Raw genomic sequence first — 14,556 nt, 5'->3', positions numbered from 1 at the left:
TGGACAGCTGTGTGTTATTACTTTTGCAAAGGTGGTAACGGGATGCAACAAAATAAAGGGAATCTGGTTGCATTAGGTTCCATCCCGCTGATGATGACGCTGGGTAATTCCATGCTGATTCCGGTTTTACCGGAAATCGGACGTAAGCTACATGTAAGCTCCTTTCGGATTAGCATGTTGATTACAGTGTATGCGGTGGTGGCCATTTTACTGATACCGATTGCGGGCTATCTATCCGACCGATTTGGCCGTAAAGCAGTGATTGTTCCCTGTCTGATTCTGACTGTGATTGGAGGGGGAATTTCTGCGGTGGGAGCATGGTTGCTTCATGACCTGGCAGCATACTGGACCATTATTGCAGGTCGACTACTTCAGGGCGCAGGAGCGGCAGGGGCTTTTCCTATAGTTATTCCGCTTGTGGGTGATCTGTACGAGAACGAGGATGAAGCCAGCAAGAACCTGGGGGTAGTCGAGACCTACAACACATTCGGTAAAGTATTAAGCCCGATTCTCGGTGCTGCGTTGGGCGCTGTGCTATGGTTTTTGCCATTGGCAGTGATTCCGGGCCTCTGTCTGATTTCGCTTATTTTGGTCATTTGGCTGATCCATGTGCCCAAGCGTAAAAATCAACCGATTATGTTTCGAGAATTTGTGGGGAATGTGAAGCAGGTGCTTGCCGAAAAGGGACGCTGGCTCTACGCTATTTTTGCTATGGGCGGTATTTGCATGTTTGTCATTTTTGGCGTCTTGTTCTACTTATCCGACATACTGGAAAGTCGCTACAACCTCCATGGTGTCTGGAAGGGCTTTGTGCTGGCTATCCCGCTTATTTCCCTCTGTCTGTGCTCTTATTTAGGTGGCAAGGTTATTGGCAAGCACAAAAAACGTATGAAATGGATCGGTTTCGGAGGTTTGGCCATATTGACGATTAGCTTTGCCATTCTCGGATTTTTTCAACATATTTATGCGGTGATTGGCCTGTTTACGCTAGGGGGCGGCGGTATTGGGCTCGCACTCCCTTGTTTGGATGCACTGATTACCAAGGGAATTGAAAAAGAGGAGCGCGGAACCATCACTTCCTTGTATAGCAGCATGCGCTTTGTCGGAGTATCTTTAGGTCCGCCGGTTGTATCTTTGCTGATAGGCAGCAGTGGGCATGGTCTGCTTTTTGGCGTCATGGCCGCAGTGGGGGGAATTGCGGCTCTGCTGATGTTATTTGCGGTCAAGCCAGAACAGGATGAACCAGCAGGGGACAAATCCAGTGATCGCAGCAATAAGAGTGAGGGAATGACATACATTTCTCGAGAAAAGCCTCCTTCTTCTAAGCTTAAACACAAAACCCCTGCGAAATATAAATAAATTGCAAATGAAAAAGCACCCGTATTCCATGAAATAAAGCCATGGTAACGGGTGCTTTTTCTACTTGAGCAAGTATAGATGGATATTCATTTTAAAGAATAGTCTTATCCCTCTAGAGGGACATTTCTTTTAGGCTTGCGGCTTGCGATGATCTGAATGACATAAATCAGCAAGAACAACACAACAAACAGCGACGAAAGACGATACATCCATGCATAATCACTGGCTTTGGCGATAACGCCAAGTATAAGCGCTCCAGCTGCGACCCCGAAATCGAGGGAATTGAGAAACATACCGTTTGCCATGCCTCTCTGTTTAGGTGACACAACCTGAATCATCCAGGTTTGCAACGTTGGCTGCATAACACCAAACCCGATACCGTAGCAAAGAGCAGACAGATACATAAAGGCGTCACTGTGTGCGTAGGAAAGCAGGATCAGACCGCCAATGAGAAACAGGGAACCAGGGATAAGCAGCGCCTTTGCCCCTTTTTTATCATATATACGACCCGAGAAGGGGCGCACGATCAGTACAGATACCGCATTAAACAGGAAAAAGTAAGCCGGGTGCGCAAGATTAGCTTCATCTCCATAAAGCGCCATAAAACCGAGCAACCCGCCATATGTGATAGACATCAACATGTTCAACAAGGCGGGGATCCACAATTTACGGTTAAATGCTGGTTTGCGCCCTTCTTCCAAAGGGACCATAGGTGGTTCGATGTGTCCTTTAGGCAGTGTGCGAATGAGCCAGTAAGCCAGAGGGAAAATGACAACAATGACAGCGGATGTCGAATAGGCAAGCAGGTTAAAACTACCGTATTGCAGCATCGAAATACCGATAGTTGGCCCAATAGACATCGCTAAACTAGTGGACAGACTAAAAAATCCCATTCCTTCACCGAGACGTTTGGGAGGGATGACGTCAGTGACCATTGTTGGAAAGGCGGTGCTGCTCATACCAAAGCCAATCCCAAACAGCATACGCATGAGCAGGAGCACCGCAATTGTCGGTGAAACACTGTATCCCAGCGTTCCTGCTAATGCAAACAGCAGTCCAACGAAGATCAGGGCGCTGCGATGTCCTTTTTCCAGCATACGGGCAGAAAAAAGCCTTGCGACAATTGCACTTAATGCGAACAAAGTCGTAACAAGACTGACCTGCACGGAGGTAGCATGGAATGCATTTTTCACATAGGAAGGAATGGAAGATACAATCATCTGTAGTTCCAGAAACAAAAATAAATTGGAAACCGTAAGAACGATAAATTCCTTGGTCCAAAGAGGTTGCTTGCCTTGTTGCATATTAATCGTTCTCTCCTTGTTTTTCTGATTCAGTCATGTTGGTATGAATTTGTAAAAGAATGTGGCGGAATTGCTTTAGATCGGCAGAGGAAATTCCTTTTACAAAATCGTGGTTGGCATCCCGTTCGACGGGGAGGGTCTCCTCCACAAGCTGTCGACCAGCTTCAGTCAAATGAAGCAAATAGGCCCGGCGGTCCTGCGGGCTATTCACACGTCGTACCCAGCCCTTCTTGTCCAACAAATCAATAATACGGGTCGTAGTGGGCTGATCCTTTACGGCCTTAGCTGCAATTTCTTTCTGATTTAAACCCTCGGCCTGATAGATTTGGTATAGAACCGACCATTGCTCTGGGGAGATATCATAAGGTTTAAGACGATGCAAGAGCTGTTGACTCATTTTGCGATGAGTAATCCCAAGCAACATCCCAATAGAACAATCGGGAGGCAAATTGTTCATAGGGCACTCCTTTCTATTTTTCCGTACAGGGATACTTTGAAATTAATTAGTTGTTATAACAATTATATGGACAACAAGTTGTTTTGTCAAAAGAAGTGCAAAAAACAGCCCGTAAAAACGGGCTGTTGGGGTATTAGTACAATATAGTTTACCATGACTGGCGAATTAAGCTTTAGGTACGGTTTCCCAATCCTTAAGGAAACGTTCGATACCGCTGTCTGTCAGTGGGTGTTTCCACAGGGAAGGAAGCAGGGAACCCGGAATGGTGGCGATATGTGCCCCAGACAGAGCAGCATCTTCTACATGCTTAATGTTGCGGATGGAAGCCGCGATGATTTCGGATTTCAAACCATGAATGTCCAAAATTTGTCTCAGATCACGAATCAGCTTCATACCGTCAACGGCGATATCATCCAGACGTCCCACAAACGGGCTGATAAAAGTAGCACCAGCTTTGGCTGCCATCAAACCTTGAGCTGCGGAGAAAATCAATGTTACATTCGTTTTGATTCCGTTCTTGGTCAGCTCGTTACAAGCGTACAAACCGTCTTCGGTCATAGGAAGCTTGATCACCACGTTAGGTGCCCACTTTGCGATGTCATAAGCTTCTGCGAGCATATCTTCAGCCTTCAGGCCAATGACCTCAGCACTTACGGGACCTTCAACGATACTGCAAATCTCCTGAATGACTTCCTTGAACACTCGACCTTCCTTAGCGATCAGGGAAGGGTTCGTTGTTACACCATCAACCAGACCCAAACGTTCGATACGTTTGATTTCTTCAATGTTACCAGTATCCAAGAAAAATTTCATTTGATTATCCTCCTCAGGTTTATATAGTACATAATACATATCTTATGGTGTACATTAGCTTATTAAAATGTAGCATATTGCACACGTTAAACTTATAATTAGTATGTATTACATTTTTAATTGTGACACATTTTAAATTTGAAAACAAGCGGTCTTTGATTAAAATTTGATGAATTGTCGAAACATGCTGAAATTGACCGACCTAAGCTCATTTATAATGTATACTACCCCATTCCATAAGGAGGTAATCATTATTCAACTGTCAGAAAGACAGCGGGAAATTGTAGATATTGTCCAGCGTCTGGCGCCTGTTACAGGGGATAAAATTGCTGAAGAGCTGGGACTATCGCGGCCGACTTTGCGTTCTGACCTTGCTTTGCTCGTTATGCTCGGGCTTGTAGATGCCAAACCAAAGGTGGGTTACTTGCCAGGGCGTTATCCAAACTATGATAGCCATATCGGCAGTATGCTCAAAAAGCTGACTGTGGCAGATATACTGAGTGACCCGATTTTGATATCAGGTGATGCTACCGCCTATGATGCGGTGTTAATGCTATTTCAGCAAAATACAGGCACGCTGATGGTCACGGGGGAGGAGCAGGAGCTCATTGGTATTGTTACCCGCAAGGATTTGCTGAAGGTCATGCTGGGACATACTGATCTTCACACTGTCCCGGTGACCATGGCTATGACTCGCCGGGCCCAAATGACGACGCTTGCTCCAGGAGATTCTTTACTGGAAGCAATATCGAGATTGATTCGGCATCAGATTAATTGTCTTCCTGTTTTGGACGAGCCATGTACCTCCTCGGCTCCAATTCAGGGGTTGGTAGGGCGGGTTACGAAAACGGATATTATGAACGCCATTTTGAATTTGACGGAAGAAAAGACGTAAAATATGAATAAGGGGGCCTTATATGTACTGGTTGGCCATGCTGACGATGCTGATTGACCATGTCGGACTTGTGTTTTTTCCGACAGATCCGGCTTGGAGAATTGCCGGCAGGCTTGCTTTTCCAATCTATGCGTACGCCCTCTATATGGGCTATACCCGTACTCGAAATATGCGGAGCTACATGCTTCGCCTGCTCGGACTAGCCTTGATCTCCCAGGTGCCCTATATGCTGGCCTTTGATGTACATAGACCCAATGTGATCTGGACGCTACTGACGTCGTTGCTCGCGCTGGCTGCTGCATCTCGCATGAAGCATTGGGTGGCTGTAACGGGTCTGTACGTCCTCACAGCGCTATTTATGGAGCTCAGCCAGATGGATTACGGAGCTTATGGTCTGCTGCTTGTTCTCATTTATCGATACACCCGTTCATATATGATGATTGCTACCCATTTTGTTTTGAATGTTGTGTATGATATGGTACACCATGCGAATATTCAGCACTTTAGTCTGCTGTCCAGCATTCTGATTGTATGTTTTGCCACTGGGGAGAGCGGATTTTATCGTCGGGTACCGCGTTGGTTGTGGCGCAGCTTTTATCCGGCACATCTAGCCGTGATTGCGCTAATTCGCATCTGGCCCTAAACTCGAAATCATACAACAAAAGAACCTTTACAATCCTGACATAAAATGATTGTAAAGGTTCTTTTTATTCTTAAATAAACTATGGTGTTCAAGATGCCTCATTCGGACCTTGGGCAAAAGGAAGTGGGCGAAGGGGAGCCCCTTCTTTCATATATTGTACCAATACTTCGGGAATATTGTGTATTCCACCTGCATTGACGCGATAGCCGTTCGTTTGCCCTGGCGAGTTAATTCCTCGTTTCACCGTGAACGTAACGTCAATTCCTAAGGAGCGGCAAATTTCCAATGTCTCCTTGGTATACCCACCATAAGGGAAGGCCAGTACATTCTGATCATTGTGTAGATGTTTGAACAGCTTTTTATCAGCCATGTCCAAATCGGTATAGACCCGCTGTTTGAACTCCTCCTCGGTTTCCATTCGCCCCAGCTTTTTCGAATACACCGGACCCATCAGAAGCGGTTTTTGCTTGGTGCGCTTTGTGTTGGAGTATCCATAAGCATGCTGGTCATTGGTATGATTGTAAAAATCAATGCCCTCTGCATGCATCTGATGAATTTGATCCCATGTCAGCTTGGGTATACCGATATGTTTAGGATTGCTGATTGTGGATGTAATGAGAAAATTGGTGGCCGGAACATGATATTTCTTCAATACGGGAAAAGTGTCCGTATAAAAGGATTCATATCCGTCGTCAAATGTCATAAGGACCGCATTATCGGGAACTTTGCCTTTATGTAAAATAAAATCTGTATACTCTTTCATGGTGATCCAATGAAAGCCATTTGCTTTCATTTCGTCCAACTGTTTCGTTAAATTACTAAGCTTGAGAGCACCGGGATCAGGTGGAGTCTTGGTCACTTCATGATACATCAGGACAATGACTTTGTTTTGGTAATATACCCTATCTGGTGTAGGCGTCAGTGAAAATAAATGGCGTACCAGTCGATCTGCATTAGCAGTGCGTGTACGATGAGTTCCTTTGACTACAGGTGTGTGATAAATAGTACGTGCTTCATACACCAAAATCCCTAGAATAGCTACCAAGCTTATGATTAGCAATGTTCTTTTTAAAAAAGTGTGTTTCATTGAATGACATCCCCCGCATGCAAAAAATTCTGAAAGTATAGAGGTTTATACTAAATATGAAACTAGCAAAATCTAGTCTATCATACCGAAAACACGCGGGGGAAATATCACAACTTTGTTACCTCTGTGTTGCTTGTGCAGATACCGAAGATGAGGCCGGGAAGTAACCGATCTCGACAGCATGCTCGATCATATTGCGAATAAACTCCAGGTCGGTCACCGGACACTGGACGCCAGCTTGTTCTAGCAGAGCTGTGGTTACAGAGCAGCCGTAACGGTAGGCCGAATCCTTGGCGCCATCACCTTCGAGTTGCCCCATAGCAAGGTGAAGTGCATCTTCCTGAATGCCAGAAGACGGATTCAGCAGCCAAGCGCTGTAATCGTCAAAAGGCAGGGTTTCTACTGCGTAACCGAGCTGGTTTACCATAGCGATCAGTTCATCATATGGCAGTGGGTTCGGATTACAGATGTGGAAAATGCGGTTCGCACTTTTTTGCTTGACGGACAGTTCTACAATAGCACGGCTGGCGTAATCAATCGGTGTAAAGTCTGTATGCCAATCGGCTTGTGGAGCTTTGCCCAGCAGCAGCATCGCTTTCATCATACGATAATAGGCATTGCTGTCGATATTACGCTGGAAGCGTCCGTTGGCCGAATGGGCGGTCAAATTACCGGCACGGTAGATCGAGACAGGCGTACCTGCTTGAGCTGCTTGGAATAATAGCTTCTCTGCCGCAAGTTTACTGTTCGTGTACAGGTTGTCCACGTGCAGTTCATCTGGGAAGGCAGAGAGTTCTAATGTCGATTCCCATTTTCCTTCGTTTGCAAGATCCTCTGGTATTCCCATAGTGGAAACGTGATGGAAGGAGACTCCTGGTTTAGCTTGAGCGATTTTTAGCAGTTCCAATGTTCCGGTCACATTCGTGCGATCGAAGGTTGCCGAATCACCAAAATGGCGAACGTCAGCGGCGCTGTGAATGATACCGTCGATGTGGTGCTCTAGCATATGGCGGTCGACAGAAGAGAGACCAAGATCAGCTTGCTCTAGATCCCCATAGACAGCCTTCACCCGTCCTTCCATCAAGCTGGAGATATCTTGACCAAAATATCCTGTCAATACGGATTGAATACGCTCAAAGCCAGATGGACCGTCCTGAGAAGGGCGTACCATTGCGTATACTTTGGCTTCTGTCCGGTGGAGCAGGTCATACAGAATGTGTGAACCCAGATATCCCGTGGCTCCGGTCAACAAAATCACGCGCAAGTCGCGGATTTTAGCTAAATCTGAAGTGCCAGGCAACTCAATAGGATGTTCATTCAAATCTGTTTTTTCCTGAGAAATCGCGAGTGACTTGCGCTGAGGAGCTTGTTCTGTACCTAATTGCTCTACATATTCAGCAAGCTCACGAACAGTTTTGTAGCGGAAGAAGTCTCCAATACGCAGCGCGCCATAACGCGGCTTCAGAATAGCCAGCACATGAATGACACGAAGCGAATCGCCTCCGATCAGGAAGAAATCGTCGGTCGCGCCAATGTTATTTTTACCAAGCACTTGTGTCCAAGCTTCGGCAATCAGTGTTTCAGTTCCTTCGCGGAGAGGTTCCCCGCTGGACGTAACATCAGACACTTCAGGAAGTGGCCGCAGGGCCAACTTTTTACGATCGATCTTGCCAGTTGGTGAAATAGGCATGGCTTCCAGATGAACAACATGGGTCGGTACAAAATAGGAAGGCAGCTTGCCTCCAATATAAGACTGAATAACGTCCTGTGGAATGGTCTGTCCGTCCGAAGTGGTGAAATAGCCAACTAACATATTCTGATCTGTGTGATCCTTGACGGCAACGACAGCTACGTCCTGAACACCTGGATGTTTGGAGAAATGGTCTTCAATTTCTCCTATTTCAATCCGGTTCCCCCGAATTTTGAGCTGCGAATCCTTCCGGCTTACGTATTCAATCGTACCGTCTGGCAGTAGCTTGGCGATATCCCCCGAACGGTACATTTTCTCACCCGGGACAAATGGATTGTCCACGAACGATTGGGCTGTACGCTCCGGCTGGTGGAGATAGCCATGCGCCAACGCAGGCGTAGCAATGCATACTTCGCCCGGAATATTGACAGGGCAGAGCTTGTTATCGTCGTTAACGATGTACACTTTGTAATTGTAAATCGGCTTACCGATCGGGATATTAACGACATGCTCAGGTACGGCACCACGGACTCGATGGGTCGTCGTCGCTACGGTACATTCGGTAGGTCCGTATACGTTTACGATGTCGGTATCTGTACCGAATTTGCTTTGGAACGCCCGAACTTGTGAGCCATACAGCGCTTCGCCTGCTACAGTAACAATCCGAACTTTTGCGAGTTTACGATAACCTTCGTCTGACAGGTACGTAGATAGCTGATTAAAGAATACGGTTGGCAAAATAGTAATAATCGTTGTGCCCGTACGTTCGATGGCTTCAGCGAATTCTTCAACAGATACGCGCTCTTCGGAAGACAGCAAGTACAATTTTGCACCGTAAAACAAGGCTCCAATCGTATCCCACACAGAAGCATCGAAGCTATAGGTGGCGAATTGGGTCAATACATCCTGAGGCGTAATGTCACAATCGCGTTGTACGACAGCTCCTAGGTTAACGACACCGCGGTGAGCGATCAGGGCACCTTTTGGTTTGCCTGTAGAACCGGAGGTATAGATGACATAAGCTAGATCATCTGGACTTACATCAACGTTTGGATTGCTTGCTGCATAACCTGCCAGTGGTCCGTCAATAGCTAATATTTCTTTTACGGTTTCAATTGACCCGCATAGTTCAGCCGCTTGTTGGGTGAGTGCGGAAGTTGTTAAAACAAATGGGGAACGCGTGTCCTCGACAATGTAGCTACTCCGTTCAGCGGGGTGAGCGGGATCAACAGGAACGTAGACCCCTCCGGCTTTCAGTATGCCGAGCAGGGAAATAACGGTCTCCAAGCTTCGTTCCATGAAGATGGTCACGAATTCACCTTTGGTGAGACCTTTAGATAACAAAACACGTGCAACTTGGTTAGCACGCTCGTTCAATTCACGGTACGTATACTCACCAGTATGGGAAGCAATAGCTGGACGATTAGGGTATTGGGAAGCCGCTTCTTCAAACATTCCGTGAATCGTCTGATGCTCAGGATATTTTACGACTGTATTATTTAAAGCTTCGTGAGCAGCTCGATCTGCGTCCGATAATATGTCAATGGAATTCACAAGTGCATGGCTGTTGTTGAGTGCACCACGCAGAAGGGTTACAAAGTATTCAGCGTAGCGGACCACCGTTGTTTCCAGCAAGAGTGATTGATCATATCGAATCTGTATTTGATAAGTGCCATTGCTCTCACTGACAGCCCAGTCCATAATACGGGATTCTACACCGCTGTCTGTAGGTAGTGTTGTTGAAAATGAAGTATCGGCTTGCGGTTCTGCCAGGAATGCATGAGGCTCACGGAGCATCTCCTGAAATAAGCTTGCCAGTTCATGAAAAGTCGTTTCCTTTTCAACTGTCAACGATGCTGTAAGCAGACCGGATTGAGGCATAAAAGTAGAGAAAGAAACTTCTTCCTCTGCGGATAGACGATATAACCATGCAGTATACGCTGATAAGAGCACCGCCTGTTTGTCTTCCGCAACTTTTTGTTGATTCAGTTGGTCCGAGATGGATGTTCCTAACTCTACTTGATAAGTAGAGGATGTATACTTGCGCTGTATACGTGCAAAATCCAAGGGAACTAGGAATGGGGATGGAGCTGTCTGTGTGCTGTTTTGTAGTAATGAAGCCATTACGCTAACCTCCTGAATGTTTGGTGTTTCAATATAAGTTGTAAATTTAGTAAATGCCTCCGATCCCTTCAAATGGATGAACAGGAGGGAGGCATTACCGAACGACTTACTTATGAAATATACATTGAAATCGATAAATGGATATTATGATTTGGTACGGTTTGTGTCTGCAATTTTGAAATAAGATGTAATTTCTTGAAGCTCTTCAGACATGGAAGTCAGCTTATGGGATGACTCGATGATAGAATCCAAAGAAGCTTTTTGTTCCTCTACCGTTTGCATAATGTGAACACTGTTATTGGCTGTTTTGGTTACGGTGGAGGAAAGATCGTCTGCTGTCGCGGTCATTTCCTGTGTCCCCGCAGATATTTGCTCCGTAGCACTGGATACTTCTTGGATTTGCCATGCTAGATTTTTAGTTGCTTGAAGAATATCATTGAACAATTCGCCTGCTTGTCCAGCAACGACAATACCGTTTTGAACTTCAACGTTCCCTTGCTCCATCGAATTCACAGCTTGTCCGATTTCACTTTGAATTTCTTCAATCAAAGAAGTAATTTGTTTAGTTGCCTCCGCAGATTGTTCTGCCAGCTTGCGTACTTCATTGGCCACAACGGCAAAGCCTTTACCTTCTTCACCGACACGCGCAGCTTCTATAGAAGCGTTCAGGGCGAGCAGGTTCGTTTGGCTAGAAATACCTGAAATGGTGCTAATGATATTGCCAATTTCCTGTGAACGGCTGTCCAGCAACTTGATGATACGGGAAGTATTCGTTACTGAATCGGTAATCAAATGCATTTGGGATGATACCTTATCTACAATCTCGTTACCTTCATTCGAACGCTTCTCTACCGAATTGGCTTCTTCGGCCACATTGGAAGAACTAGTAGCAATATTTTGGATAACTGATGCCATTTCAGCCATAGCTCGTGCACTATCGCCTGTCGCTTTTTCCTGTGAACGGATATTATCCGTAATTTCATTGATATTTTGGTTGATGATGTTGGAATTGATTCCGTTTTGCTCGCAGATTGCGAGTAATTCTTTCGCAGATTCATTGACTTCATCAGTAGTCTGCTTCACTTTGGTCATTATGCTGTTAATATGGCTTACCATATCGTTAAAGTTCTGATTCACGAGTCCCAAATCATCCTGGCCAGTATGAATTTGAACATCCAGGTTTCCTCTGCTTACTTCACTGATACCGTACATCAGTTGCTTAATCGGAGACAGTGTGCGTTTTACTACCCAATATTGAAGCGCCAGGCAGATCAGTAGGAATATCACCAAAATGGTAGCGCCGCTAATGAGCAGCTTAGTCAATCCAGCCGGTACAGCCCCAGCATCAGCATCGACCGCAAAATAAGCAAAGATTTTGCCACTAGGATCTTTAATCGGCGTCATCAAAGTCGTCCAAGTACCAAAAGAGTCATCGTAGAAACTGGTGAATGTAGGTTTGCCGGAGTCCAGCATGCTAGTTACCCCTACAGCCACAACATTGGGTTGCTCGTACATAGCGCCGACACCCATCTTTTCTTTTTCAAATGATTCTCTCAGATCTTTTGGCATGGCAATAATGGATGTCTGATTACCATTTTCCAGCTCTGTTCCGAAAATATAGGCGTGAGAGATATTCGGGTTCGTCGCCATGATGTTATCAAGATAGGTACGGAGCTTGGTTTGAATGGGTCCATCATAATTTTTTTCTTGAACTGCTTGGGATACTTCATCGGAATTAATGCCTTGTGCCCACTTCAATGTGATTTTTTCCACTTGCCCATGCAACTGGTCAATCAAAATCGTACGTTGGATCAAATAGCTAGATACAATAAGGACTAGCCCGATCAGTACGATATTGAAGAAGGATAATAATAAGTTTTTGGTGAAGAATGATAAGCTACTCCACTTTTTCAAAATGTTCCACTCCCTGGTAGTATTTTTGTATATGGTGTTGAACCGCTTATCGAATGAGATAATCAAGTCCCCCTTACAAACACAATAAATAGAGATAATTGACCCTTGATTTTTTTATAATAGGTCTTAAGTCTTTTTAGGACAAGTAAGATATCCCTATATATATGTCGTACGAAAAGCTCTTGAAATGAATACCTAACACAATAAAAAATTAATTTTTAATAGGTAAACGTTGTGTGTATTTCAGTATTTTCCAATTTATACTCACGCTTGAAATTCAAGTTCATTTCAGTCCATAAGCAACTATTCAACAGAAACCATCATACTTTATAATAGAGTCAAATGCACTTATCAATTTGGGACATTTTTCATATTTGAAGCCGCAAATGCTTGATTTATCGCGGTTTTCGGGAATTGTTTGCGAAATGAGCCCATGTATCTATGCATAGAGAAGAGGGAAGAGAAAAGTGTCCAAGCTTACGATTTTAAAGGTTGAGAGCAATCACGCGGATCTGCATCATTTGATTCATAGGCTGGATGAAGACTTGCTGGAAAGGTATCCTGCTGATCAAATTTACTTGGTCGATTTTTCCAATCCAAAAGTTAAAAGTATGGTTTTCGCTGTTGTGTATGTGGATGAAAAACCGGTTGCTTGCGGAGGGCTTAGGCCTATAGATGCGGAAGAGATGGAACTTAAAAGATTTTATGTCGATTCCTCTTATCGCAGACAAGGAATTGCGGTCAGCCTATTATCTTTTCTGGAAGAGGAAGCCAGAAAGCGGGGAGTTGTAAGGATTAAACTAGAGACCGGAGCGGCTCAACCTGAGGCAATTGCCTTCTATACCAAGCAAGGGTACGAACCTATTGAACGATTTGGGGAGTATGAACACGATGAAAATAGTCTTTGTTATGGTAAAAAGCTGTCTCTGTCTTTATAAAGCGTTCTCATATAAAATAGATGTTGATCAACATTAGCCTATATAGCGGGAGAGATGATAATGAATTTGAAGCAAAAAGCGGCCGAAAAAGCAGTTGAGGCGATTCAGGATGGCATGAAAGTAGGACTTGGTACAGGCTCGACAGCCTATTGGGCTATTCAAAAAATCGGAGAGCGTGTGGCACAAGGTTTACATATACAGGCTGTAGCTACATCCCAAGCCTCGGAGGATCAGGCTAGGGAGCTGGGAATTCCCATCATTCCGTTTGATCAAATTGGAAGGCTTGACGTTACCATTGATGGTGCAGATGAGGTGAATGAGCAACTGGTATTGGTGAAAGGTGGAGGCGGTGCTCTGCTGAGAGAGAAAATTGTGGAAAGCAATACCGACCGATTAATCATTATTGTGGATGAGTCCAAGGATGTGAAGGTACTGGGCGCATTCCCTTTGCCGGTCGAGGTGGTGCCTTTTGCTAGTGAATGGACGTTGGAGGCTCTGCGGCAGACGGGTTGTAAAGCGGAATGGCGTATGAAAGACGACGAGCGCTTCCTTACGGATAACGGTAATTATATTGCCGATTGTCGCTATGGTACGATCGAGAACCCGCAGGAGCTGGTAATTCGCTTAAATCAAATTCCGGGTGTAGTCGATAATGGACTGTTCATTAACATGGCGGACCAAGTCATTATCGCACGAGCTAATGGACAAATTGACATACGGAATAAATAATGTCTGGTAACCGTCTGTTTTATAATGTGGCATTCGTGTTATTGATATTATATACAGGGCTTCTATTATATTGGATGTTTCTCGGTTTTGGTCGTACATTACGGCCAGGACCTCCGTATTCATATAATATGGTTCCATTGGATACGATTGGCCGATACTGGCGGGCAATGCATTCGTCCCCTTTTCGGGTATGGGGTGTTAATTTGCTTGGGAATATTGGTATGTTCATTCCCTTTGGTGTTCTTTTGCCGATCATTTGGGTGTCTATGCGCAAGGTAGGCAGGCTGCTGTTAGTGGTGGTGGCCGCATTGGTCATTCTCGAAGTAAACCAAATGCTGCTGGGCGCAGGTACGATGGATGTGGATGACATCATACTGAATGTGCTTGGAGTATTATACGGACGTGTTGCCTATGTATTTTTACGTAAGAAATTAAGAATTGAATCATAATCGCCCTGCTCTCGATATCAGTGTTTAATGACTGGTCGAGGGCAGGCTTTTTCTACATAATGAACGGCAATTTTCGCATAATAGATGGTAATTCCTACAATAACAGAGCGTAAGAGCAGGAAGGGAAGCGCTTAAACTTGACAAAAGTACGCAA

Annotated in this window: 12 protein-coding genes; 6 read left to right on the top strand and 6 right to left on the bottom strand. The window is 45.0% G+C overall.

Features of this window, described 5'->3' with window-relative positions; translation table 11 throughout:
* Positions 1-42 precede the first annotated feature (42 nt).
* Complete coding sequence (locus OIU26_RS15215; protein ID WP_264217290.1) at positions 43-1,359, top strand: MFS transporter; 1,317 nt, start codon at positions 43-45, stop codon at positions 1,357-1,359.
* A 104-nt stretch (positions 1,360-1,463) separates the two neighbouring features.
* Here the strand turns inward: OIU26_RS15215 and OIU26_RS15210 are convergent, their stop codons facing one another.
* The 3 genes from OIU26_RS15210 to fsa form a co-directional block, all read right to left on the bottom strand.
* Entirely contained in the window at positions 1,464-2,663 is a 1,200-nt protein-coding gene (locus tag OIU26_RS15210; RefSeq protein ID WP_264217289.1) for an MFS transporter, read from the bottom strand.
* Position 2,664: 1 nt separating this feature from the next.
* Positions 2,665-3,120, bottom strand: a complete 456-nt coding sequence (locus OIU26_RS15205) for a MarR family winged helix-turn-helix transcriptional regulator (protein ID WP_013370591.1) — start codon at positions 3,118-3,120, stop codon at positions 2,665-2,667.
* 165 nt (positions 3,121-3,285) lie between these two features.
* A complete protein-coding gene (gene fsa, locus OIU26_RS15200) occupies positions 3,286-3,933 on the bottom strand; it encodes a fructose-6-phosphate aldolase (protein ID WP_013370592.1) in 648 nt (215 codons plus the stop codon).
* A 184-nt stretch (positions 3,934-4,117) separates the two neighbouring features.
* Here fsa and OIU26_RS15195 point away from each other — a divergent pair, with 184 nt between their 5' ends.
* Together OIU26_RS15195 and OIU26_RS15190 are read left to right on the top strand one after the other, a co-directional pair.
* The gene (locus OIU26_RS15195) at positions 4,118-4,828 is read left to right on the top strand and encodes a CBS domain-containing protein (protein ID WP_165080080.1); all 711 of its coding nucleotides are present in this window, start codon (positions 4,118-4,120) and stop codon (positions 4,826-4,828) included.
* 22 nt (positions 4,829-4,850) lie between these two features.
* Positions 4,851-5,471 (top strand): conjugal transfer protein TraX, encoded by a 621-nt coding sequence (locus tag OIU26_RS15190; RefSeq protein ID WP_264217288.1) that lies wholly within the window; start codon positions 4,851-4,853, stop codon positions 5,469-5,471.
* Between the two features lie 88 nt (positions 5,472-5,559).
* Here the strand turns inward: OIU26_RS15190 and OIU26_RS15185 are convergent, their stop codons facing one another.
* From OIU26_RS15185 to OIU26_RS15175, 3 genes are all read right to left on the bottom strand, one after another.
* Positions 5,560-6,558, bottom strand: a complete 999-nt coding sequence (locus OIU26_RS15185; protein ID WP_264217287.1) for a polysaccharide deacetylase family protein — start codon at positions 6,556-6,558, stop codon at positions 5,560-5,562.
* Positions 6,559-6,676: 118 nt separating this feature from the next.
* The gene (locus OIU26_RS15180) at positions 6,677-10,372 is read right to left on the bottom strand and encodes a non-ribosomal peptide synthetase (RefSeq protein WP_264217286.1); all 3,696 of its coding nucleotides are present in this window, start codon (positions 10,370-10,372) and stop codon (positions 6,677-6,679) included.
* Between the two features lie 144 nt (positions 10,373-10,516).
* Positions 10,517-12,286: a methyl-accepting chemotaxis protein gene (locus OIU26_RS15175; RefSeq protein ID WP_058829450.1), complete on the bottom strand. Its 1,770-nt coding sequence runs from the start codon at positions 12,284-12,286 to the stop codon at positions 10,517-10,519.
* A 467-nt stretch (positions 12,287-12,753) separates the two neighbouring features.
* On the opposite strand from OIU26_RS15175, the gene OIU26_RS15170 reads away from it, so the two are divergent.
* Genes OIU26_RS15170 through OIU26_RS15160 form a run of 3 tightly spaced genes read left to right on the top strand, consistent with a single transcriptional unit; the run spans position 12,754 to position 14,402 of the window.
* A complete protein-coding gene (locus tag OIU26_RS15170) occupies positions 12,754-13,224 on the top strand; it encodes a GNAT family N-acetyltransferase (protein ID WP_264217285.1) in 471 nt (156 codons plus the stop codon).
* Between the two features lie 60 nt (positions 13,225-13,284).
* A complete protein-coding gene (gene rpiA / locus OIU26_RS15165; RefSeq protein WP_264217284.1) occupies positions 13,285-13,953 on the top strand; it encodes a ribose-5-phosphate isomerase RpiA in 669 nt (222 codons plus the stop codon).
* Complete coding sequence (locus tag OIU26_RS15160) at positions 13,953-14,402, top strand: VanZ family protein (RefSeq protein WP_264217283.1); 450 nt, start codon at positions 13,953-13,955, stop codon at positions 14,400-14,402. Before rpiA ends, OIU26_RS15160 begins: the two co-directional genes overlap by 1 nt.
* The last annotated feature ends 154 nt before the right edge of the window (positions 14,403-14,556 follow it).

It is taken from the genome of Paenibacillus sp. BT-177 (assembly GCF_025846815.2).
In the GTDB taxonomy this organism is placed as follows: Bacteria; Bacillota; Bacilli; order Paenibacillales; family Paenibacillaceae; genus Paenibacillus; species Paenibacillus polymyxa_C.
The sequence above is the reverse complement of the archived record's forward strand: the minus strand, read 5'-3'. Positions and strand labels throughout refer to the sequence as shown.

Excerpts from the sequence above, each read along its gene's own strand:
- fsa (WP_013370592.1), bottom strand. The coding sequence starts at position 3,933 with ATGAAATTTTTCTTGGATACTGGTAACATTGAAGAAATCAAACGTATC.
- OIU26_RS15180 (WP_264217286.1), bottom strand. The coding sequence starts at position 10,372 with ATGGCTTCATTACTACAAAACAGCACACAGACAGCTCCATCCCCATTC.
- OIU26_RS15160 (WP_264217283.1), top strand. The coding sequence starts at position 13,953 with ATGTCTGGTAACCGTCTGTTTTATAATGTGGCATTCGTGTTATTGATA.
- OIU26_RS15190 (WP_264217288.1), top strand. The coding sequence starts at position 4,851 with ATGTACTGGTTGGCCATGCTGACGATGCTGATTGACCATGTCGGACTT.
- OIU26_RS15185 (WP_264217287.1), bottom strand. The coding sequence starts at position 6,558 with ATGAAACACACTTTTTTAAAAAGAACATTGCTAATCATAAGCTTGGTA.
- OIU26_RS15195 (WP_165080080.1), top strand. The coding sequence starts at position 4,118 with ATGCTGAAATTGACCGACCTAAGCTCATTTATAATGTATACTACCCCA.
- rpiA (WP_264217284.1), top strand. The coding sequence starts at position 13,285 with ATGAATTTGAAGCAAAAAGCGGCCGAAAAAGCAGTTGAGGCGATTCAG.
- OIU26_RS15205 (WP_013370591.1), bottom strand. The coding sequence starts at position 3,120 with ATGAACAATTTGCCTCCCGATTGTTCTATTGGGATGTTGCTTGGGATT.
- OIU26_RS15210 (WP_264217289.1), bottom strand. The coding sequence starts at position 2,663 with ATGCAACAAGGCAAGCAACCTCTTTGGACCAAGGAATTTATCGTTCTT.
- OIU26_RS15215 (WP_264217290.1), top strand. The coding sequence starts at position 43 with ATGCAACAAAATAAAGGGAATCTGGTTGCATTAGGTTCCATCCCGCTG.